Origin of the sequence: Pseudolabrys sp., from assembly GCF_050250095.1 — a bacterium.
Lineage (GTDB): Bacteria > Pseudomonadota > Alphaproteobacteria > Rhizobiales > Xanthobacteraceae > Pseudolabrys.
This window is the reverse complement of sequence record NZ_JBFWPH010000002.1, coordinates 109,246-129,559: the sequence shown is the minus strand read 5'-3', so window position 1 is coordinate 129,559 and position 20,314 is coordinate 109,246. Positions and strand designations below refer to the sequence as shown.

16 protein-coding genes and 2 pseudogenes are annotated in these 20,314 nt (G+C 66.2%); 10 read left to right on the top strand and 8 right to left on the bottom strand.

Annotated features, from left to right (window positions below; all coding sequences use genetic code 11):
• Window positions 1-12 precede the first annotated feature (12 nt).
• Together AB7F10_RS05910 and AB7F10_RS05905 are read left to right on the top strand one after the other, a co-directional pair.
• Window positions 13-1,140 (top strand): site-specific DNA-methyltransferase, encoded by a 1,128-nt coding sequence (locus AB7F10_RS05910; RefSeq protein ID WP_428559721.1) that lies wholly within the window; start codon window positions 13-15, stop codon window positions 1,138-1,140.
• A 100-nt stretch (window positions 1,141-1,240) separates the two neighbouring features.
• The gene (locus AB7F10_RS05905; protein WP_428559723.1) at window positions 1,241-2,512 is read left to right on the top strand and encodes a flavin-dependent oxidoreductase; all 1,272 of its coding nucleotides are present in this window, start codon (window positions 1,241-1,243) and stop codon (window positions 2,510-2,512) included.
• On the opposite strand, the gene AB7F10_RS05900 is transcribed toward AB7F10_RS05905, so the two are convergent.
• Genes AB7F10_RS05900 through AB7F10_RS05890 form a run of 3 tightly spaced genes read right to left on the bottom strand, consistent with a single transcriptional unit; the run spans window position 2,513 to window position 4,745 of the window.
• Complete coding sequence (locus AB7F10_RS05900) at window positions 2,513-3,154, bottom strand: hypothetical protein (RefSeq protein WP_428559725.1); 642 nt, start codon at window positions 3,152-3,154, stop codon at window positions 2,513-2,515.
• Window positions 3,155-3,158: 4 nt separating this feature from the next.
• Complete coding sequence (locus AB7F10_RS05895; protein ID WP_428559727.1) at window positions 3,159-4,379, bottom strand: PLP-dependent aminotransferase family protein; 1,221 nt, start codon at window positions 4,377-4,379, stop codon at window positions 3,159-3,161.
• 15 nt (window positions 4,380-4,394) lie between these two features.
• Entirely contained in the window at window positions 4,395-4,745 is a 351-nt protein-coding gene (locus AB7F10_RS05890; protein ID WP_428559729.1) for a RidA family protein, read from the bottom strand.
• Between the two features lie 118 nt (window positions 4,746-4,863).
• Between AB7F10_RS05890 and AB7F10_RS05885 the strand changes: the two are divergent.
• Window positions 4,864-5,361, top strand: a pseudogene (locus tag AB7F10_RS05885) (ferritin-like domain-containing protein); the annotation flags it as partial.
• Window positions 5,362-5,438: 77 nt separating this feature from the next.
• Here the strand turns inward: AB7F10_RS05885 and AB7F10_RS05880 are convergent.
• Window positions 5,439-6,401, bottom strand: coding sequence for an SMP-30/gluconolactonase/LRE family protein (locus tag AB7F10_RS05880; protein ID WP_428559733.1), 963 nt, complete (start codon window positions 6,399-6,401; stop codon window positions 5,439-5,441).
• Window positions 6,376-7,557: an A/G-specific adenine glycosylase gene (gene mutY / locus AB7F10_RS05875; protein WP_428559735.1), complete on the bottom strand. Its 1,182-nt coding sequence runs from the start codon at window positions 7,555-7,557 to the stop codon at window positions 6,376-6,378. The genes AB7F10_RS05880 and mutY overlap by 26 nt, the downstream gene beginning before the upstream one ends.
• 41 nt (window positions 7,558-7,598) lie before the next feature.
• Here mutY and AB7F10_RS05870 point away from each other — a divergent pair, with 41 nt between their 5' ends.
• From AB7F10_RS05870 to AB7F10_RS05850, 5 genes are all read left to right on the top strand, one after another.
• Entirely contained in the window at window positions 7,599-8,078 is a 480-nt protein-coding gene (locus AB7F10_RS05870) for a DUF721 domain-containing protein (protein ID WP_428559737.1), read from the top strand.
• 138 nt (window positions 8,079-8,216) lie between these two features.
• On the top strand, window positions 8,217-8,879 hold the full coding sequence (locus AB7F10_RS05865; RefSeq protein ID WP_428559739.1) for a DsbA family protein: 663 nt from the start codon (window positions 8,217-8,219) through the stop codon (window positions 8,877-8,879).
• Between the two features lie 245 nt (window positions 8,880-9,124).
• Window positions 9,125-12,514 carry a chromosome segregation protein SMC gene (gene smc, locus AB7F10_RS05860; protein ID WP_428559741.1) on the top strand — a complete coding sequence of 1,130 codons (3,390 nt, stop codon included), beginning with the start codon at window positions 9,125-9,127 and terminating at the stop codon, window positions 12,512-12,514.
• A 147-nt stretch (window positions 12,515-12,661) separates the two neighbouring features.
• Window positions 12,662-13,225, top strand: coding sequence for a LemA family protein (locus AB7F10_RS05855; RefSeq protein ID WP_428559743.1), 564 nt, complete (start codon window positions 12,662-12,664; stop codon window positions 13,223-13,225).
• A 162-nt stretch (window positions 13,226-13,387) separates the two neighbouring features.
• Window positions 13,388-14,578, top strand: coding sequence for a M48 family metallopeptidase (locus AB7F10_RS05850; protein WP_428559746.1), 1,191 nt, complete (start codon window positions 13,388-13,390; stop codon window positions 14,576-14,578).
• Window positions 14,579-14,643: 65 nt separating this feature from the next.
• Here AB7F10_RS05850 and AB7F10_RS05845 read toward each other — a convergent pair whose 3' ends face one another.
• Complete coding sequence (locus AB7F10_RS05845; protein WP_428560044.1) at window positions 14,644-15,192, bottom strand: adenine phosphoribosyltransferase; 549 nt, start codon at window positions 15,190-15,192, stop codon at window positions 14,644-14,646.
• A 125-nt stretch (window positions 15,193-15,317) separates the two neighbouring features.
• Between AB7F10_RS05845 and AB7F10_RS05840 the strand changes: the two genes are divergently transcribed.
• Both AB7F10_RS05840 and AB7F10_RS05835 read left to right on the top strand, forming a co-directional pair.
• Complete coding sequence (locus AB7F10_RS05840; protein ID WP_428559748.1) at window positions 15,318-16,250, top strand: LysR family transcriptional regulator; 933 nt, start codon at window positions 15,318-15,320, stop codon at window positions 16,248-16,250.
• 215 nt (window positions 16,251-16,465) lie between these two features.
• Complete coding sequence (locus tag AB7F10_RS05835; protein ID WP_428559750.1) at window positions 16,466-17,134, top strand: rhodanese-like domain-containing protein; 669 nt, start codon at window positions 16,466-16,468, stop codon at window positions 17,132-17,134.
• Between the two features lie 44 nt (window positions 17,135-17,178).
• Here AB7F10_RS05835 and AB7F10_RS05830 read toward each other — a convergent pair whose 3' ends face one another.
• Both AB7F10_RS05830 and AB7F10_RS05825 read right to left on the bottom strand, forming a co-directional pair.
• Complete coding sequence (locus AB7F10_RS05830) at window positions 17,179-18,060, bottom strand: S-methyl-5'-thioadenosine phosphorylase (protein WP_428559753.1); 882 nt, start codon at window positions 18,058-18,060, stop codon at window positions 17,179-17,181.
• A 116-nt stretch (window positions 18,061-18,176) separates the two neighbouring features.
• Window positions 18,177-20,287: pseudogene (locus AB7F10_RS05825) on the bottom strand (cytochrome c1).
• Window positions 20,288-20,314 lie beyond the last annotated feature (27 nt).

The window sequence follows — 20,314 nt, the reverse complement described above, 5'->3', positions numbered from 1 at the left end:
GAGTCCTGAGTCATGGTAGTGTCGCGTCGCGGGGCGCCCTCACGGGCGCCCCGTGGAGTTTCAGAGAGTGCGCATCGTGTTGTCGCCGGTGACTGCGTCGCCGGGATGAACGCCTTGCCCGCCGAGTCGGTCGACCTCGTGTTCGCCGATCCTCCCTACAATCTCCAGCTTCAGGGCGACCTGAAACGGCCGGACGACAGCCATGTCGACGCCGTCACCGATCACTGGGATCAGTTCGCCAGCTTCAAGGTCTATGACGAGTTCACGCGAGACTGGCTTGCCGCCTGCCGCCGCGTCCTGAAGCCCGCCGGAACGCTGTGGGTGATCGGCAGCTATCACAACATTTTCCGCGTCGGCACGATCCTGCAGGACATGGGCTTCTGGATCCTCAACGACGTGATCTGGCGCAAGACCAATCCGATGCCGAATTTCCGCGGCCGCCGTTTCACCAACGCGCACGAGACGATGATCTGGGCCGCGCGCGAGCCGAACGCCAAGGGCTACACCTTCAACTACGAAGTTCTGAAAGCCGGCAACGAGGACGTGCAGGTGCGCTCCGACTGGACGCTGCCGCTCTGCACCGGCGACGAGCGGCTGAAGGGCCGCGACGGCAAGAAGCTGCACCCGACCCAGAAGCCGGAGGCGCTGCTCGCCCGCGTCATCCTCTCCAGCTCGCGCGTCGACGACCTCGTGCTCGACCCGTTCTGCGGCACCGGCACCACCGGCGCCGTGGCCAAGCATCTCGGCCGCCGTTTCGTCGGCTTCGAGCGTGAAGAAGCCTATATCAAGGCCGCCGAAAGGCGCATCGCGGACGTCCAGCCGCTGGAAGCGCCGACGCTCGCGCCGTTCATGACCGCGCGCGACGCACCGCGCGTGCCGTTCACCGCGCTGATCGAGCGCGGGTTGATCAATCCGGGCGCGAAGCTCACCGACGCCAAGAAGCGCCACAAGGCGCTGGTGCGTGCCGATGGCGCCATCACCCTCGGCGACAAGGTCGGCTCGATCCACCGCATGGGCGCGGTGGCGCAGGGGCTCGACGCCTGCAACGGCTGGACCTTCTGGCACCTCGAAACGCCGAAGGGCCTGACGCTGATCGACGAACTGCGGGCGAAAATCCGCGCCGAGATGGCCACGGTCTGAGCCGGCTCGCGGCCTTTACCCGCAGCCCTGGCCGCAATTGTCACTCCCCGCCGTTTGTGAGAAAAACCCCGCAAGTACTGCGTGCTGTGGGGGTTTCTGAATGACTGTTCTCGTCGCCGGCGGCGGCATCGGCGGACTGACCGTTGCGCTCAGCCTGCATCAGATCGGCGTGCCGGTCCGCGTCTTCGAAAGCGTGACGGAGCTGAAGGCGGTCGGCGTCGGCATCAACGTGCTGCCGCATGCCTGCCGCGAGCTGATCGACCTCGGCCTGCTGGACCGGCTCGAGGAAACCGGCATCCGCACCAAGGAGCTCGCCTACTTCTCCAAGCACGGCAAGCCGATCTGGAGCGAGCCGCGCGGTATCGAGGCCGGCTACAGGTGGCCGCAAATCTCGATCCACCGCGGCACGCTGCACCAGCTGCTGCTCGACGCCGCGCGCGAGCGGATCGGCTCGGACAACATCCTCACCGGCCATCACCTGACCGACTGGACCGAGACCGCGGACGGCGTGACCGCGCGTTTCACCGGCCGCGACGGCAAGAGCGCCGGCGAATATCAGGGCGCGCTGCTGATCGGCGCCGACGGCATCCACTCCGCGATGCGCGGCAAGCTCTACCCGCAGGAAGGCCCGCCGATCTGGAACGGCCGTATCCTGTGGCGCGGCGTGACCGATGGCGCGCCGTTCCTGTCCGGCCGCACCATGATCATGGCCGGCCACGAGACGCTGAAATTCGTCTGCTACCCGATCGACAACGCCGCAACCGAGCGCGGCAAGCCGGTCATCAACTGGATCGCCGAGCGGCATCTGCCGCCGGACTACCAGTGGCGGCGCGAGGACTACAACCGGCAGGGCAAGCTCGAAGAGTTTTTGCCGTGGTTTACGGACTGGCGTTTCGACTGGCTCGACGTGCCGGGCCTCATCCGCAACGCGCGCTATTGCTTCGAATATCCGCTGGTCGACCGCGACCCGCTCGACCGCTGGACCTTCGGCCGCGTCACGCTTCTGGGCGATGCCGCGCACCCGATGTATCCGATCGGCTCGAACGGTGCGTCGCAGGCGATCCTCGATGCCCGCGTGCTGACGCGCGAGATCGCGGCGAAGGGCGAGACGCAGGCCGCCTTGGAGGCCTATGAGGCCGAGCGCCGGCCCGCGACGACACAGCTCGTGCTGCTCAATCGCGGCAACGGGCCGGAACAGGTGATGCAGCTCGTCGAGGAGCGCGCGCCGAACGGCTACAACGTCGTCACCGAAGTGCTGTCGCAGCAGGAACTGGAAGGCATCGCGGCGAACTACAAGCGCGTCGCCGGCTTTCAGGTCGATGCGCTCAACGCCAAGCCGCCGATCGTGCCGGCGGAAGCGCGGGTCGGCTAGCTAAAGGTCGCCGCGCCCGAGCTGGCACAGCACGCGGAACACGCCGACTTCCGTGTCGGGGAATTTCTGCGCAAGCTCCACGCCAATCGCCTCGGCGTCTTTCTGCTGCAGCGTGTCGATCATCAGGCAGCCGGCGATCTTTTTATCGCCGCCGCGCAGCTGCTCTTCCTTCGAGACCGGCATGCCTGTCGGATCGAGCGCGATCCAGATTTCGCCGTTGACGACGCGCGCCGGGTCGGCGGCGAGCCGCGCGATTTCGGCCTTCAGCGCCGCTTCGTCCGGTGCCGCGCTGAAACGCGCCGTAACGGCATAAGCGCCGCGGAAACCGGCATGCCGGTAGGCCCGCCGGCACACCGTGCGATTCATATTGGCGAACACCTCCTCCATGATCATCCGCGTCATCGGCGTCGGATTGTCGAGGCGTTCGAGATAGGGCCTGGACGTCAGCGTCGCCGGCGTCTGCGTCAGATAGAAATTGAAATAGCCGTTGGACCCGGAGATCGCGCGGTGGCGGCGGCCGAACAGGAAGCCGGGCACCGCAAGCCGCTCCTCGATATGCTCGCCCTGAAACCAGGTCTCGAAATCGCCTTCGCGGCCGGGCCGCGCGTCGTTCCAGATCGCAAGGATGCCGTGGTCGGACATGACTTCACCTCGCCTTGTTGGCGCTCCGCACCGGCACGCCGAACTCGCGGCTGCAGACATCGGCCAGCACCTTGATGCCGGCGCGAATGTCCTCGTGGCTTGGGCTGGCGAAGCACAGGCGCATCCGGCTTTTGCTCCACGCCTTGTCGGCCGACCAGTTCGGCCCCGGATTGATGGCGACGCCCTCGGCCAGCGCCGCGTTGTAAAGCTTCATGGTGTCGACCTGGTCCGGCAGCTTAACCCAGAGGAAGATGCCGCCGGGCGGATAGTCGAACTCGGCCGCGGTGCCGAACTGCTCGCCGAGCGACTCCACCAGCGTGTCGAGCTTCGCCTGCAGGTTCTTGCGGATCTGCGGCACATGGGTGGCGAAATGCGCCACGCAGTATTCGGCCAGCACCATCTGCTCCAGCGCGCCGGAGCCGGCGTCGGTCTTGAGCGCCAGCATCCGCGCCATGATCTGCCACGGCGCGACGATGAAGCCGACGCGCAAGGCCGGCGCGATCGACTTCGAGAACGAGCCGATGTGAATGACGTTCGCCGACTTGCTCATGGCGTGGAGCGCGGGCGGGCGTTCGCCCGACCAGATCAGGTCGGCGTAGCAGTCGTCCTCGAAGATCGGCACGCCGTATTGATCGGCCAGCGCCAGCAGCGTCTCGCGCCGCTCCATCGAGAGAATGGTGGCGGTCGGGTTCTGCACGGTCGGAATGGTGTAGACGAATTTCGGCCGCACGCCGCGCGCTTTAAGATCGGCCAGTGCCGTCTCGAGCGCGTCCATCAGCATGCCGTCGCCGTCGGTCGGGATACCGACGACGTTGAGGCCCATGCGGGTGTAGCGGTTGAGCGTGCCCTCGTAGCAGTCGCGCTCGCAGATGATGGTGTCGCCGCGCGCAGCGAGCGCGCCGTTGACGAGATCGAGCGCCTGCAGCGAGCCTGAGACGATGAGAATGTCGTCCGCCGTGCAGGTCATGCCGGCATCGCGCTTGAGCTTGCCGACGAGGAACTCGCGCAAGGGGCGATAGCCCTGCGGCCCGCTCTCGAGACCGTAGGTCGCAAGCGTGCGCCCCTCCCGCGTCAGCACCGCATCGGCCGCGCGTTTAAGCCCCTCGACCGGTACGCCGGCCGGATCGTTGTTGCCGCCAGTGAAATTGAAGCGCGGCGCGCCGGTCCAGCGCACCGCCGGCGCCGGCGAACCCGCCGGCACCAGAGTTTCGAAGTCGAAGGCCATTCCCGGCTCCCGCGGCTATTTCGCCGCCACCAACATGATCTCGACCAGATAATCCGGGGTCGCGAGCTTCGCCTCGACGGTCGCACGCGCCGGCGTATTGCCCTGCGACACCCAGGCGTCCCACACCGCGTTCATCGCCGCAAAGTTCTTCATGTCGGTGATCCAGATATTCGCGGTCAGCAGCTTCGACTTGTCGGTGCCGCACTTGGCCAGAAAGCCGTCGATCTGCGCCAGGATGTCCTTGGTCTGCGCCGTGGTGTCCTTGCCCTTGGGGTCGTTGGCGACGATGCCGGCAAGATAGACAGTGTTGCCGTGGACCACCGCCTTGCTCATGCGGGCGGCGACGTCGTGGCGCTGAATAGTCATTGAAAGTCCTCGTTTGGGTTCTGAATTGGGCAAGTCCGCGGAGTTTGCCGGAACTTTTCGGCGGGCAAAAGCTTATTGATGGCAACCACAAAAGGCAGCGCGCCAACAGGAGGGTGCCATGGGTTGGTTTTCCGCAGATATCGCGACGATGAAAGACCTATTTCTGCATAGCTTGCAGGACATTTATTATGCCGAACGGCAGATCGAGAAGTCGCTGCCGGACATGATCAAGAAGGCCAGCGACAGCGAATTGAAGCGCGGCTTTCAGGCGCACCTCAAGCAGACCCGCGGCCAGGTGAAGCGGCTTGAGCGCGCCTTCAAGCTGCTCAAGGAAAAGCCGCAGGGCACCAAATGCCCCGCGATCGACGGCATTCTCGAAGAAGCCAACGACATCGCCAGCGACGTCTCCGACAAGGTGGTGCTAAACGCCGCGCTGATCGGCGCCGCGCAGGCCGTCGAGCATTACGAGATGACCCGCTACGGCACGCTGGTCGCCTGGGCGAAAGCGCTCGGCCACACGCAGGTCGCCCGCCTGCTCGCCGCGAACCTCAAGGAAGAGAAGGCGACGGACAAGAAGCTCAACGGCATCGCCAAGCGCAAGATCAACAAGAAGGCGGTCAACCGAAAGCCGAAGCCGATGACGCAGGATCAGCGCAACGCGCTGCTCACCGCGCAGGCCGGCATCCCGGTGGTTTAACCGCCGGCCACGCCCTGCGTGTTGACGTAGAGCGAATACAGCGAATGCGCAGCCGCCATGAACAGGCGGTTGCGGTGGCGTCCACCGAAGCAGACATTGGCGCAGCGTTCGGGCAACGAGATGTGCCCGATCGGCTCGCCTTGGGCGGTGAAGACGCGCACGCCGTCGAGCGCCGGCGTCATGCCCCAGCCGCACCACAGGTTACCGTCGATGTCGACGCGGAAACCGTCCGGCGTGCCGTGCGGACCTGAATCGATCAACAGCTTGCGGTTGGCCAGCCTGTCGCCGTTGCCGGTCACGTCGAATCTGAGAATGGTGCGCGGCGCGCTGCGCGACTCCACGATGTAGAGCGTCTTCTCGTCCGGCGAGAACGCAAGCCCGTTCGGCGCATTGATGCCGTCGGCCGCCACCGTCACCGCGCCGGTCTTGCCGTCGACGCGATAGACATTCATCGGCAGTTCGGAGTCCGCCTTCTCACCTTCGTAGAACCCGTGAATGCCGAACATCGGATCGGTGAACCAGATCGAGCCGTCCGACTTCACCACCACGTCGTTCGGCGAGTTCAGTCGCTTGCCTTGATAATTGTCGCAGATCACCGTGATCGCGCCGTCATATTCGGTGCGCGTGACGCGGCGCGTCAGGTGCTCGCAGGTGATGAGCCTGCCCTGCCGGTCGCGGGTGTTGCCGTTGGAATTGTTGGATGGCTTGCGGAACGCCGACACCGCGCCGGTTTCCTCGTCCCAGCGCAGCATCCGGTTGCCGGGCACGTCGCTCCAGATCAGGCAGCGCGCGTCGCCGAACCACACCGGCCCCTCGCCCCAGCGCGTGCCGGTCGCGAGCCGTTCGACGTTCGACAGCGGCAGTTTGTATTTGTCGAACTTGGCGTCGAGCGAAACGATGGACGGATCGGGATAGCGCGTGCTCGGCTTCCACTCAGCTTCGGGTGCGTTTGCGGCCATGAGGTTTCCCCGCCTGATCTTGCGCGGCGTCATCTAAAGCATGAAGGAGAACTTTGCGCATCACATTGGGAAAGGCCTCGCCGGCGAGCTGCTCGCCGGCGACCCAGCGCATCCCGGCCGGGGCTTTGGTGCCCTGCGGCACGCGGGCGAGAAACACCGTCAGTTCCAGCGGAAAATGCGTGAACACATGGCTGACCGTGCCGCGCAGCTTTTGCCATGACGTCTTGTTGGATTGTGGTTTGCCGAGCTTCGGCGCGGCGGCGAGCGCATCGGTAATGTCAAAGTCCTTCGACCATTCGCTGCCCGGCACCTCCGCCATGCCGCCGAGCAGGCCGCGCGGCGGCCGGTTGCGCGCCAGCACCGCGCCGTCGGCGCGCAGCGCAACGAAGGCCGCGCCGCGCCGCAGGTCGCCCGCGCGCTTGCGCGTCTTGCGCGGGAACGTTTCCTGATCGCCGCGCTTGCGCGCCTCGCATTTATCCATCCACGGACACAGCGCGCAGGCCGGCTTCTTCGGCGTGCAGATCGTCGCGCCGAGATCCATCATCGCCTGCGCGAAATCGCCCGAGCGTTCCGGCGGAAGCAACGACAATGCGAGCCGGGAAATCTCCGGCTTCGCTTTCGGCAGTTCGTCCTCCACGGCGAAGAGCCGCGCGATGACGCGCTCGATATTGCCGTCGACCGGCACTGCCGGCACGTCATAGGCGATCGCCGCGATCGCCGCCGCCGTATAGGCCCCGACGCCGGGCAGTTCGCGCAAGCCCGCCTCGTCGCGCGGGAACATGCCTTCGTGCTCGCGCGCGACCGCGATCGCGCAGGCGTGCAGGTTGCGCGCGCGGGCGTAGTAGCCGAGCCCCGCCCATTCGCGCAGCACGTCGTCGAGCGCGGCCGCCGCCAAATCCCCGACCGTCGGCCAGCGCGACAGGAACCGCGCGTAATAAGGCGCGACCGCCTTCACGGTGGTCTGCTGCAGCATGATCTCGGAGAGCCAGACCCGGTAAGGCTCGGCCCGCTCGCCGCGCCGCGCCCGCCACGGCAGAATGCGGCGATGGCGGTCGTACCAGGCGAGCAGGTCGGCCGCGTCCGGCAGGCCACGTGGGATAGCGCGGACAAGGCCGGCGGCTTTCTTTCGGGGCGCCTTGCGGGCTGCTACGGTCATGGGCCGACGATGGCACAGCCCCCGCATCGAAGACCAAGCCTTTGACCAAGCCCTCGCGCAGTTTTCCCCGGCCGCTCTCGGACCTGCTGCACCGGACGATCAGCGAGCGTTTCGCGCAGCAGGGCTTTGCCTCGACCGAACTCGTGACCCGCTGGGCGGACATCGCCGGCGACGAGATCGCCGCGCATTCCCAACCGATCAAGATCACCTGGCCGCGGCAGACGGATGAGAACGATCCCGAACCGGCAACGCTGGTGCTGCGGGTCGACGGGCCGATGGCGCTCGAAATCCAGCATCAGTCGGCGGTGATCCTGGAGCGGGTCAACCGTTTCTTCGGCTGGCAGGCGATCGGCAAGCTCGCGCTGCGGCAGGCGCCGTTGCACCATCCGGAAAAACATGAGCCGCCGGCTCCCCCCGATCCGGCGCTGGTGGAACAGGTCGCCGGCACCATTCCCGAGGGCACCGACGAGGGGTTGAAGGCGGCGCTGGCCCGCCTCGGCGCCAGCCTGAAAAGCCGCTGAAATCACCCAGGGATCAAGCGAAATTGACCCCGCCGCACCGTCAAAGCCGCAAAAGGCGCACAATTGCCATGCTATCGGTTTCGCGATAGCGAGGTTCAAGATCAGCCCCATGGCCGCCGGCCATCAAAGGAGCCAAACGTGACGATTACCCGCCGCCAATTCTGCGAAGGCACCGCAGCAATCGCCCTCGCCACCGCCTTCGCCGGACTGTCGCCCTGGAGCGCGCCCGCGATGGCGCAGGATGCCTCCGCCGCCGACCTCGCGGTCACCGGCCCGCTCGGCGACATGGTGCTCGGCGACGCCAAGGCGCCGGTGACGATCCACGAATATGCGTCGATGACCTGCAGCCACTGCGCGCACTTCGCGGTCACGACGTTTCCCGAACTGAAGAAGCGCTACATCGACACCGGCAAGGTGCGTTACATCCTGCGCGAATTTCCGCTCGATCCGCTGGCCGCCGCCGGCTTCATGCTCGCGCGCTGCGCGGCGAACGGCGACGCGAACAAATACTATGCGATGGTCGACACGCTGTTCCACCAGCAGACGACGTGGGTGGTGCGTCAGCCGCTCGAACCGCTGAAGACAATCTCCAAACAGGCGGGCCTCTCGGAGCAGGATTTCGAGAAATGCCTTGCGAATCAGGAGATGCTCAACGGCATCGAAACCAACCGCAAGCAGGCGATCGACAAACTCAAGATCAATTCGACGCCGACCTTCTTTATCAACGGAAAACGTCACGCCGGCGACCTGCCGATCGACGAGCTGGCGAAGCTGGTCGAGCCCTATCTCAAGGCGGGATAAGGCTTTTTCGCCTCCGAGCGGCGGCCCGGCGGCGTTCCGGCACCCCTTGAGCCGCGCCCGGCCAGCGGAATCGTCTGGAAAAGAATACGCGGCGGTTGCTACCGGACCGCGCCCGATTCATTCTCCGGCCCGATGCGGCGTCACAGCAAGACTGACCGGGGCGTTGCCCGGAACGGGACGCGAGTCTTGACGCGATTTCCAACGATCAACCACGGCGCTTTCGGGCGCGGGTCGAGGCCAACAGTATGAAGCTCACGCGGCTGCGGCTGCTCGGATTCAAATCCTTCGTCGAACCGACCGACTTTCTGATCGAGCCGGGCCTGACCGGCGTGGTCGGGCCGAACGGTTGCGGCAAGTCGAACCTTGTCGAAGCGCTGCGCTGGGTGATGGGCGAGTCCTCCTACAAGTCCATGCGCGCCTCGAACATGGACGACGTGATCTTCTCCGGCTCCAACACGCGGCCCGCGCGCAACACCGCGGAAGTCGCACTGCTCGCCGACAATTCCGACCGCTCCGCACCCGCCTCCTTCAACGACACTGACGAGATCGAGATCGCGCGCCGCATCGAGCGCGAGGCCGGCTCGACCTACCGCATCAACGGCAAGGAAGTCCGCGCCCGCGACGTGCAGATCGTGTTCGCGGATGCCTCGACCGGCGCCCGCTCGCCCGCCCTCGTCCATCAGGGCCGCATCGGCGAGATCATCCAGGCGAAACCCGAGCAGCGCCGCCGCGTGCTGGAAGAAGCCGCCGGCATTTCCGGCCTGCATGCGCGCCGCCACGAGGCGGAACTGCGGCTCAAGGCTGCCGAAAGCAACCTGCAGCGCGTCGAGGACGTGATCGGCCAGCTCGCCGCCCAGATGGACGGCCTGAAAAAGCAGGCCAAGCAGGCGATCCGCTACCGCACCGTGTCGCAGCAGGTGCGTAAGCAGGAGGCCATGCTGTTCCACCTGCGCTGGACCGGCGCCAATGCCGAAGTGGTCGAGGCCGAGCATGCCAAGGTCGCCGGCACCGCGCTGGTGGCCGAGCGGGTCGCGGCGCAGGCTGCCACCGCAACCCGACAGACCAACGCACAGGCCGGGCTTCCCGCGCTACGCGACGCCGAGGCCAAGGCCGCCGCCGCGCTGCACCGGATCAACCTCGCCGTGCAGGAACTCGAGCGCGAGGAAACCCGCGCCAAGGACCGCATCGCCGAACTCGACACCCGCCTCGTGCAGTTCGCCGCCGACGCCGAACGCGAGAAGAAGCTCGCGGACGACGCGGAAGCCGCGCTGGCCCGCCTCACCGGCGAGGAAGAAACGTTGCGCCGCGAGGCGCAGGAAAGCGCCGGCCGCCGCAGCGGCGTCGACGCCCGTGTCGCGGAAGCCGACAGCGACCTGAACGCGGTCGAAAAAGTGTTCTCGGAACTGACCGCCGAACTCGCCGATCTGTCGGCGCGCCGCCAGCAGCTTGAAAACGCCGCGCGCGGCCATGCCGAGCGCGCGCAGCGTCACGCCAGCGAGATCGCCGACATCGAACGCGAGCTTGCGACGCTGCGCACCTCCGACGACACGCCGCTCGCCGCCGCCGTCGAAGGCGCGCAGGCCGCGCTGAGCGAAGCGGAAGCGGCGGCCGTCGCCGCCGAGGCCGCGCACAACAATGCCCGCGACGCAGTCGAGACCGCGCGCAACGCGCTCGCCGAAGCCGAACGCAGCGCGCAACGGCTCGACACCGAAGCCAAGACGCTGTCGAAGGTGCTGGCCGTCGAGACCAAGAACCTGTGGCCGCCAGTGATCGACAACATCTCGGTCGAGAAGGGTTACGAAAAGGCGCTCGGCGCCGCGCTCGGCGACGATCTCGACGCGCCGACCGACCCCTCCTCGCCGATGCGCTGGTCGGAAGTGCCGGTCGATCCGGCCGATCCGGCGCTGCCGGATGGCGTCACCCCGCTCGCCCGCCACGTTCAGGCGCCCGCCGCGCTCGCCCGCCGCCTCGCCCAGATCGGCGTCGTGGATCGCGACACCGGCAATCGTCTCGCCGCCGCGCTGAAGCCCGGCCAGCGGCTCGTGTCCACCGAGGGCGACCTGTGGCGCTGGGACGGTTTCACCGCCGCGGCCCATGCGCAGACCGGCGCCGCCCGCCGCCTTGCCCAGCGCAACCGGCTCACCGAAATCGAAAGCGAACTGGCCCCGGCCCGTGCCGAGGTCGAGACCAAACGTCAGGCCCTCGAAACGGCGCAGGCCGCCTTCGTTGCCGCCGGCGCAACGCAGGTCGAGACCCGCTCGCGCGAACGCGACCTCAACCGCCAGGCCGCGCGCCTCTCCGCGCTGTCGGAAGCGCGAAGCCGCCTCACCACGAGCCGCGACGAAGCCGAAGCCGCCAAGGCCGAAGCCGAGGCCGGTCTCGCCGCCCTCGCACCCGTCGCCGACACCGAGCAGAAGCTCGCCGCGGTGCGTGAGGACATCACCGCCAAGCGCGCCAAGCTCGCGGAAATCCGCGCCGAGCAGCAGGCCATCGTCCGCGAGGCCGAATTGGCCGACCGCCGCCTGCAGGCGATCGGCAACGAGCGCAATGACTGGAGCGCGCGCCGCGACGGCGCGGCGGGCCAGATCGCCACGCTCGACCAGCGCGTCACCGACGCCCGCCGCGAGCGCACCGAACTCGAGAACGCGCCGCAGCTGTTCGCCGAGAAGCGCTCGGCGCTCATCACCGAGGTCGAGAGCGCGGAAGCCAACCGCCGCGCCGCCGCCGACCGGCTGGCCGAAGGCGAAAATGCGCTGGCCGAGGCCGACAAGGAGGCCCGCGCTGCGCTCGAAGCCGCCAGCGCCGCCCGCGAGGAACTCGCCCGCGCCGAGGAAAAACTCGGCGCCGCGCAGCGCCGCGCCACCGAGATCGAGCGCGAGATCCACGACATGCTGGAATGCGAGCCGACCGCGCTCGCCGAACTCGCGGAACTGAAGGCCCACGAGACGCCGCCCGATATCGCGGACATCGAAACCTCGCTCGAACGGCTGCGCCGCGAGCGCGAGCGGCTTGGCGCGGTCAACCTGCGCGCCGAGGAAGAGCTGCGCGAGATCGAGGGCAAGCACACGGCGCTCACCACCGAGCGCGACGACCTGATCGAGGCGATCAAGAAGCTGCGTCAGGGCATCCAGAGCCTCAACCGCGAGGCGCGCGAGCGCCTGCTCTCGTCGTTCGCCAGCGTCAACGAGCACTTCCAGCGGCTGTTCACGCAGCTGTTCGGCGGCGGCAGCGCGGAACTGCAATTGATCGAGAGCGACGATCCGCTCGAAGCCGGCCTCGAAATCCTCGCCAAGCCGCCGGGCAAGAAGCCCTCGACGCTCTCGCTGCTGTCGGGCGGCGAGCAGGCATTGACCGCGCTGGCGCTGATCTTCGCGGTGTTCCTCACCAATCCGGCGCCGATCTGCGTGCTGGACGAAGTGGACGCGCCGCTCGACGACCACAACGTCGAGCGCTTCTGCAGCCTGCTCGACGAGATGACCAAGTCGACCGACACCCGCTTCGTGATCATCACCCACAATCCGATCACGATGGCGCGGATGAACCGGCTGTTCGGCGTGACGATGGCCGAGCGCGGCGTGTCGCAACTCGTCTCGGTCGATCTCGAGGCGGCCGTCCGCTTCCGCGAGGCGAGCTAATTCCATAACGAAATCAGAGATTTGCCAGCAGACAAAATTCCGTTTGCCGGCGGCCGGTATTCCATTGCCGAATGCCGCGGCGGACCTATCTAGGATAGGCTTCGCCGGCGCGAGCGTTTCTGTGCCGCGTCATTCGGGAGGAATTCGATGTCCACGACCGGTTGGATTGTCCTTGGCGTCATCGTCGTCGTCGCTCTCTGGGCGATCTCGATCTACAACGGCCTGGTCGCCATGCGGCAACGGGTCAACCAGGCCTTCGCCGACGTCGACGTGCAGCTGAAGCAGCGCAGCGACCTGATCCCCAACCTCGTCGAGACGGTGAAGGGTTATGCCGCGCACGAGAAATCGACGCTCGATGCCGTGGTACGCGCGCGCAACGCCGCGGTCGCCGCGCCCGGCCTCGACCAGAAGGTGCAGGCGGAAAACGCGCTGACCGGCGCGCTGCGCCAGCTGTTCGCGCTGTCGGAAGCCTATCCCGACCTCAAGGCGAACCAGAACTTCCAGCAGTTGCAGACCGAACTGTCGGACATCGAGAACAAGCTCGCGGCCGCGCGGCGCTTCTTCAACAACGCGGTGCAGGAGTACAACACCGGCATCCAGCAGTTCCCGGCTGCGCTGTTCGCCGCGAGTTTCGGTTTCCGCGAGCACACCTTCTTCGATCTCGGCGATGCGCGCCCGCAACTCGAGCAGGCGCCGAGCGTGAAATTTTGAAACTCGCTTTACCCTCCCCTGAAAGGGGAGGGTCGGGCCGCCGCAGGCGGTCCGAGGTGGGGTCATTTCGCTGCCCCCGCCGCAACGTGACCCCCACCCGCCCGCCTCCGTTCCACTCCGGCGGGCGACCTCCCCCTTGCAGGGAGAGGTAGAGGAAACGGAATGGCCGCCTACGGTCTCTATACCCATATCCAGGCGAACAAGCGCCGCTCGGCGCTGTTGCTGATCGGCCTGTTCTTCCTGGTCTATGTGATGGTGTTCGCCGGCGCGCTGGTCGCGGAGGCCTGGCAATACGGCAATGCGCCGCTCGATTTCCTCGTCGCGAAGGCGCTCAACGATCTGATCGTCGCGCTGCCGGTCGCAACGATCGGCACGCTGGTCTGGATCTTCATCGCCTGGAAATTCCACCAGTCGATAATCGACGCCCTGACCGGCGGCCACGAAGTCACGCGGGCCGAGGCGCCCCGCCTCTACAATCTGCTCGAGAACCTCTGCATCTCGCGCGGCATTCCGATGCCCTCCCTGCGCATTGCCGAGGAGCCGGTGCTGAACGCCTTCGCCACCGGCCTCAATCCGAAGCAATATTCGATCACGGTGACGCGCGGACTGATCGACAGCCTTGACGACGCCGAGCTTGAAGCAGTGCTCGGCCACGAGTTGACCCACATCCGCAACGGCGACGTGCGCATGATGGTGATCGCCGTCATCATCGCCGGCGTGATCGGCTTTGTCGCGGAATTCGTGTTCCGCAGCATGTTCTATCGCGGTTTCCGCGTCGGCGGCCGCTCCGACGGCGACCGCAAGGGCGGCGCCTTTCTCGTCATCGTCATCGCGATGGTGCTGATCGCCGTGGCATGGCTCTTGTCGGCCGTCATCCGCTTCTCGCTGTCGCGCAAGCGCGAATTCCTCGCCGATGCCGGCGCGGTCGAACTCACGAAAAACCCGGACGCCATGATCTCCGCGCTGCGCAAGATCGAGAACCGCAGCGAGATGCCCGGCGCGACCTCCGCGGTGATGGAGATGTGCATCGACAATCCGCGTTCGGGCTTCTCCGATCTGTTCGCCACCCACCCCTCGGTCGAGGCGCGCGTCGCGGCGCTGGTGCAGTTCGCCGGCGGACACGACCCGGGACCACTCTCGCTGCCGCCGCCAGGAGAGTTGCCGCAGGACGATCCGTTTCCGCCGGTGGAGCCGCCGCAAAGCCCGACGCAGGGATCAATACACGGAACAACACACGGACCAACACACGGTCCCTGGGGCGACGCGCCGGGGGAGCCGAGCCAGCCGCAACAGGGCGGCGACACGCCGTTCCTGCCCGGCCTGCCGCCCGGGCCGTGGGGGCCGCGGCGATAGTCATCTTATTTTGTTTTGCGCCTGATCCGATCCGAAAACCGGTTCCCACTTTTCGGGATCACGCGCTAATGCCCGTCGAACGAGATCAGCGTGCGCACCGGCACGTCCATCTTGCGCAGCTTATCGGCGCCGCCGAGTTCCGGCAGGTCGATCACGAAACAGGCGGCCAGCACCTCGGCGCCGAGCTGCCGCATCAGCTTCACGGCGCCTTCCGCGGTTCCGCCGGTCGCGATCAGATCGTCGACCAGAATGACGCGCTCGCCCTTCTCGACCGCGTCCTTGTGAACCTCCATCTCGTCGATGCCGTATTCGAGCGAATAGGCGATGCGCACCGTAGCGTGCGGCAGCTTGCCCTTCTTGCGGATCGGCACGAAGCCGGCCGAAACCTGATGCGCCACCGCGCCGCCAAGGATGAAGCCGCGCGCTTCCATGCCGGCGACCTTGTCGATCTTCATGCCGGCCCAGGGCTGCACCAGCTCGTCCACCGCGCGGCGGAACGCCCGTGCGTTGCCCAACAGCGTGGTGATGTCGCGGAACACGATGCCGGGCTTGGGATAGTCCGGGATCGAGCGGATCGCGGCGCGGAGATCGTTTTCAAGCGTGGTGGAGATCATCGCCGAGTGATTGAGAGTAGGAATTGACCGAAACCGCACCTTGGCGAACTCCGGTACACCACGCAAGAGTGCCGCCCGGTACGGAGATCGGCTAGAATTGTGCCGCCAGCGGAGCGGACGGACCTATGAACTTCCGGCAACTGAAATACTTCGTCGGTGTCGTCGACGCCGGAAACATGACGCGGGCCGCGGAGCAGCTTCATGTCGCGCAGACAGCGCTGGGAATGCAGATCAGGCAGATCGAAGAAGATCTCGGCATTTCGCTGCTGGTTCGCCACTCGCGCGGTGTCGAACCGACCGCGGCCGGCAAGCTGCTTTATTCCCGCGCCCGCGACATCCTGCGGCTTATCGAAGAAACCCGCCGTGAGGTTTCCGCCTGCGAAGGCGACGATGTCGAAGCAGTCCGCCTCGGCATAACCCCCGCCCTGATGCTCGCTTGCGGCTCCGACATCGCCATCGCAGTTCGCGAACGGGTCCCGGGCGTCTCGCTCAGCATGGTCGAAGCGATGAGTCACGTTCTTGTCGAAATGCTGTCGCGTGGCGAGGTCGACCTGATCCTCTGTTACGATATTCCGGACCTGCCACAGGTGTCACGCACTGCCTTCCTGCAGGACGAACTGGTTCTCGTCACTCAACCGGACGGCCGTAACGGCAGGCCGATCCCGTTTGCCGATGCGCTCGAGCGGAATTTTGCTATGCCGGAGGAAGGCGACACCGTACGCAGCGCGGTATCGCGCGTGGCCCGCGATCTCGGCCTTGAACTCAAAGTCGCCTACGAGGTTCGTTCGGTCTCTGCCATGAAAAGCCTGGTCAACCGCGGCCTCGCAGCCAGCATCCTGCCGTATTTTTCCGTCGTCGACGACGTTCGCGCGGGGACGCTCGACGCGCAGCCCATCGCCATGCCGCCAATTCGACGAACGTTATTTCTCGCGTCATCGGCGCAGCGCCCCTCGATCCGCAACGAGATAGGCATCGCCGGCGCCGTCCGCACGGCACTCACCGGGTTGATCGAAACACTCGGTCCACTGGCCTATCCGCTCTGGAACAAACTCGACTAGCGTGGGGCCATATCTCACCAGCGGATTTTCCGCTGCCTGCCCTCTGCCGATCATATTGGATTTGCCGGCGCCCGCTCCCTCATATGTCCGCATCCGCGCAGACCAACAATGAGGGACAAACCATGAATTACCGGAAACTGACGACGCTATTCGCAGCGTTTTCGCTCGGCCTCGCTTTTACAGGCATGGCACGTGGCGAGGCACCCGATATCACGATGGCGATCACCGCCGAATCCAAGCCCGTTTCCCCTCAGGTAACGACCGACGAGATGCGGCGCATCGTTCGCGATGGCAGCGCCATTATTCTCGACACCCGGACCCACGCGGAATTCGACGCCGGCCACCTTCCGAATGCTCACGTGGTCGACGGCGCGCCGGAGGCGCGTCTCGCGGTGGTCGACAAGCTCGCGAACGGTGACAAGGCCGCGCCGCTCGTGCTGTACTGCAACGGCCCGCACTGTCAGGCCAGCCGCCGGTTTGCAACGGCGCTCACGGAGGCCGGCTATTCGAATGTCCGCCGGTATCAGCTCGGCATCCCGGTTTGGCGGGCGCTCGGCGAACCGCTGGTCATCGAAGACGCCGGCCTTACCCGTATCTTCGACCATGACCGTACCGCCGTTTTCATCGACGTCCGGCCGCAAATGGACTTCTCGAAGGGCACCGTTGCCGGCGCCGTGAATGCCCCGCTCGACCAGGTGGTGAGCGGCAAGATGAAAAAGCCGCCCTTCCCGCTCGACGACTTCAACCGCCGAATCGTCCTGTTCGGCGCGGACGGCAAAGACGCGCGCAAATTCGCCGACTACATGAGCCACCGGCCCTGGCACAACGTCGTCTTCTATCCGGGTCGTTACGAAGAACTGGCGGCGGCTTTGCACCAGAACTGACCGGCAAAGAAAAACTGCGGCGGCGCGTGACGCGCCGCCGTTTTTCATTTCGGGTGGCCGAGCACCCGTCCCGCCACGGCGTCGAGCTTCCGCAGCAATGCGGGATCGCGCGCTTCCGGCGCGGTGATGAGCGCGGCATCGAGCGCGCGATCCGAGCCGATCGGGCAAGGCTCGTGCTCGCGCGGGAAATCGCGCGCCAGCCGCGCCACCAACCGCTGCGCGTTGGCGGCGTTCTCCATCAGCACCTTGATGATGTCGGCGACCTGCACCGCGTCGTGATCCGGGTGCCAGCAGTCGAAGTCGGTCACCATGGCAACGCTGGCGTAGCAAAGCTCCGCCTCGCGGGCGAGCTTCGCCTCCGGCATGTTGGTCATGCCGATCACCGAATAGCCGAGCTGCTTGTAGGTCATGCTCTCCGCGTAAGTGGAGAACTGCGGCCCTTCCATGCAGATGTAGGTGCCGCCGCGCACATGGCGGATCCCTTCCGCCTGCGCGGCCTGCTCGATATGGCCGGCGAGCAGCGGAGCGACCGGATGCGCCATCGAGACATGCGCGACGCAGCCCTTGCCGAAGAACGAGCCGGCGCGGCCGAAGGTGCGGTCGACGAATTGGTCGACGATCACGAAGGTGCCCGGCGGCAGTTCCTCCCTGAAGGAGCCGCAAGCCGACAGCGAGACGAGATCGGTGACGCCCGCGCGCTTCAGCACATCGATATTGGCGCGATAGTTGACGTCGGACGGCGACAGCCGGTGGCCCTTGTCATGCCGCGACAGGAACACGACCGGAAGCCCCGCGAGCTCGCCGATGCGCAGCGGGCCCGACGGCTCGCCCCACGGGCTCTCGATACGCTGCTCGCGCAGATTGGTGAGGCCCGGCAGGTCGTAGATGCCCGACCCGCCGATGATGCCGAGAACCGTCTTCGTCATGTGCCCCGCGCCGTTGCGTGCCGTGCAGGAACTGACATGCCAGAAAACGGCAGGGCCGAAAACAGCAAAGGGCCCCGCAAGGGGCCCTTCACATAGTCACGATGCCGTGCGCGGCGTCAGTGCACCGCGGCCCAGACCTTCTTCTTGGTGAAGTACAGGAGGCCCGACAGCACGATCAGGAAGATCATGACCTGGAAGCCGAGCCGCTTGCGCGCGGTCATGTGCGGCTCCGCGGTCCACATCAGGAACGCCGAGACGTCCTTCGCCATCTGCTCGACGGTGGCCGGCGTGCCGTCGTCGAAGGTCACCTGATCCTTCGACAGCGGCGGCGGCATGCCGAGCGCATGGCCGGGGAAATATTTGTTGTAGTGCGCGCCCGGCGGCAGGGCGAAGCCCTTGGGCGCTTCCTCGTAGCCATGCAGCAGCGCGGTGATGTAGTCCGGCCCCTGCTCCTGGAACTGCGTGACCATGTCGATCACGAACCACGGGAAGCCGCGCTCATAGGTGCGCGCCTTGGCGATCACCGACAGATCCGGCGGAGCGGCGCCGCCGTTCGCGGCGCGGGCGGCCTGCTCGTTCGGGAACGGCGCCGGGAAGTAATCCGCCACACGGCCCTCGCGCTCGAACATCTCGCCGGCATCGTTGGGGCCGTCCTTGATCTTGTATTCCTTGGCGACCTGCGCGGCCTGCGCGGGCGTGTAGCCCGGACCGCCCGGCTCGGCGAGGTTGCGGAAGCTGACATAGGACAGCGAGTGACAGGCCGAGCAGACTTCCTTGTAGACCTTGAAGCCGCGCTGCAGCTGCGCCTGATCGAACTTGCCGAACGGGCCGGCGAACGACCACGACTGGCGCGGCGGCTGCGGCGCGCCGTGAGAGCCGCCCTCGTCGGCGGAAAACGCCGACGACGACAGCGCCAGCATCGAGCCGGCGGCGACGAGGGTGAGCAGGTTGCGGTACATGGCGCGATTGTTGGACAGATCTTTTTTCATGGCCCGCCCTCTCACGCCTTCGCGCCCAGAACCGATTCCGAAATCGAATTCGGCAGCGGTTTGGTTTTCTCGAAAATGCCGAGCAGCGGCAGCACGACGATGAAGTAACCGAAGTAGTAGACGGTCAAGAGCCGCGCCGCGATCACGTAAAGGCCCTCCGCCGGCTTCGCGCCGAGCCAGCCGAGGCCGATGCAGGTCGCGACGAACAGCCAGAAGAACTGGCGGTACAGCGGACGGTAGCGGGCCGACTTCACCTTCGAGGTGTCGAGCCACGGCAGGAAGGCGAGGATCGCGATCGAGCCGATCAGCGCGCAGACGCCGAGCAGCTTGTCAGGGATCGCGCGCAGGATCGCGTAGAACGGCAGGTAGTACCATTCGGGCACGATGTGCGCCGGGGTCACCGCCGGGTTCGCCGGGATGTAGTTGTCGGCGTGGCCGAGATAGTTCGGCATGTAGAACACGAACCAGGCGAACAGGATGCAGTAGACGGCCATCATGAAGCCGTCCTTCACCGTCGCGTAGGGCGTGAAGGGCACGGTGTCCTGATCCGATTTCGGCTCGACGCCGGTCGGGTTGTTCTGGCCCGCGACGTGCAGCGCCCAGACGTGCAGCACCACGACGCCCGCGATGACGAAGGGCAGCAGGTAGTGCAGCGAGAAGAAGCGGTTCAGCGTCGGGTTGCCGACCGAATAGCCGCCCCACAGCCAGGTGACGATGAGGTCGCCGACGCCGGGAATGGCGGAGAACAGGTTGGTGATGACGGTCGCGGCCCAGAAGCTCATCTGGCCCCACGGCAGCACGTAGCCCATGAAGCCGGTCGCCATCATCAGCAGGTAAATGATCACGCCGAGGATCCAGAGCACCTCGCGCGGCTCCTTGTAGGAGCCGTAATACATGCCGCGGAAGATGTGGACATAGACCGCGAGGAAGAACATCGCCGCGCCGTTGGCGTGGACGTAGCGCAAGAGCCAGCCGTAGTTGACGTCGCGCATGATCGTCTCGACCGACTTGAAGGCGAGATCGACATGGGGAGTGTAGTGCATCGCCAGCACGATGCCGGTGACGATCTGCACGCCGAGCATGAAGGAGAGAATGCCGCCGAAGGTCCACCAGTAGTTCAGGTTACGCGGCGTCGGGTAGGCAACGAACGAGGAATGAACAAGGCCGGCAATCGGCAGGCGGCGTTCAAGCCACTTCATGAAACCGTTTGTCGGCTGATAGGTGGAATGCCCGGTCATGGTCGAACCTTCAATGCGGATGCGCGC

Bases quoted from the DNA above. Each gene is read 5' to 3' on its own strand.
- AB7F10_RS05910 (WP_428559721.1), top strand. From the start codon at position 13: ATGGTAGTGTCGCGTCGCGGGGCGCCCTCACGGGCGCCCCGTGGAGTT.
- AB7F10_RS05905 (WP_428559723.1), top strand. From the start codon at position 1,241: ATGACTGTTCTCGTCGCCGGCGGCGGCATCGGCGGACTGACCGTTGCG.
- AB7F10_RS05900 (WP_428559725.1), bottom strand. From the start codon at position 3,154: ATGTCCGACCACGGCATCCTTGCGATCTGGAACGACGCGCGGCCCGGC.
- AB7F10_RS05895 (WP_428559727.1), bottom strand. From the start codon at position 4,379: ATGGCCTTCGACTTCGAAACTCTGGTGCCGGCGGGTTCGCCGGCGCCG.
- AB7F10_RS05890 (WP_428559729.1), bottom strand. From the start codon at position 4,745: ATGACTATTCAGCGCCACGACGTCGCCGCCCGCATGAGCAAGGCGGTG.
- AB7F10_RS05880 (WP_428559733.1), bottom strand. From the start codon at position 6,401: ATGGCCGCAAACGCACCCGAAGCTGAGTGGAAGCCGAGCACGCGCTAT.
- mutY (WP_428559735.1), bottom strand. From the start codon at position 7,557: ATGACCGTAGCAGCCCGCAAGGCGCCCCGAAAGAAAGCCGCCGGCCTT.
- smc (WP_428559741.1), top strand. From the start codon at position 9,125: ATGAAGCTCACGCGGCTGCGGCTGCTCGGATTCAAATCCTTCGTCGAA.
- AB7F10_RS05855 (WP_428559743.1), top strand. From the start codon at position 12,662: ATGTCCACGACCGGTTGGATTGTCCTTGGCGTCATCGTCGTCGTCGCT.
- AB7F10_RS05850 (WP_428559746.1), top strand. From the start codon at position 13,388: ATGGCCGCCTACGGTCTCTATACCCATATCCAGGCGAACAAGCGCCGC.
- AB7F10_RS05845 (WP_428560044.1), bottom strand. From the start codon at position 15,192: ATGATCTCCACCACGCTTGAAAACGATCTCCGCGCCGCGATCCGCTCG.
- AB7F10_RS05840 (WP_428559748.1), top strand. From the start codon at position 15,318: ATGAACTTCCGGCAACTGAAATACTTCGTCGGTGTCGTCGACGCCGGA.
- AB7F10_RS05835 (WP_428559750.1), top strand. From the start codon at position 16,466: ATGGCGATCACCGCCGAATCCAAGCCCGTTTCCCCTCAGGTAACGACC.
- AB7F10_RS05830 (WP_428559753.1), bottom strand. From the start codon at position 18,060: ATGACGAAGACGGTTCTCGGCATCATCGGCGGGTCGGGCATCTACGAC.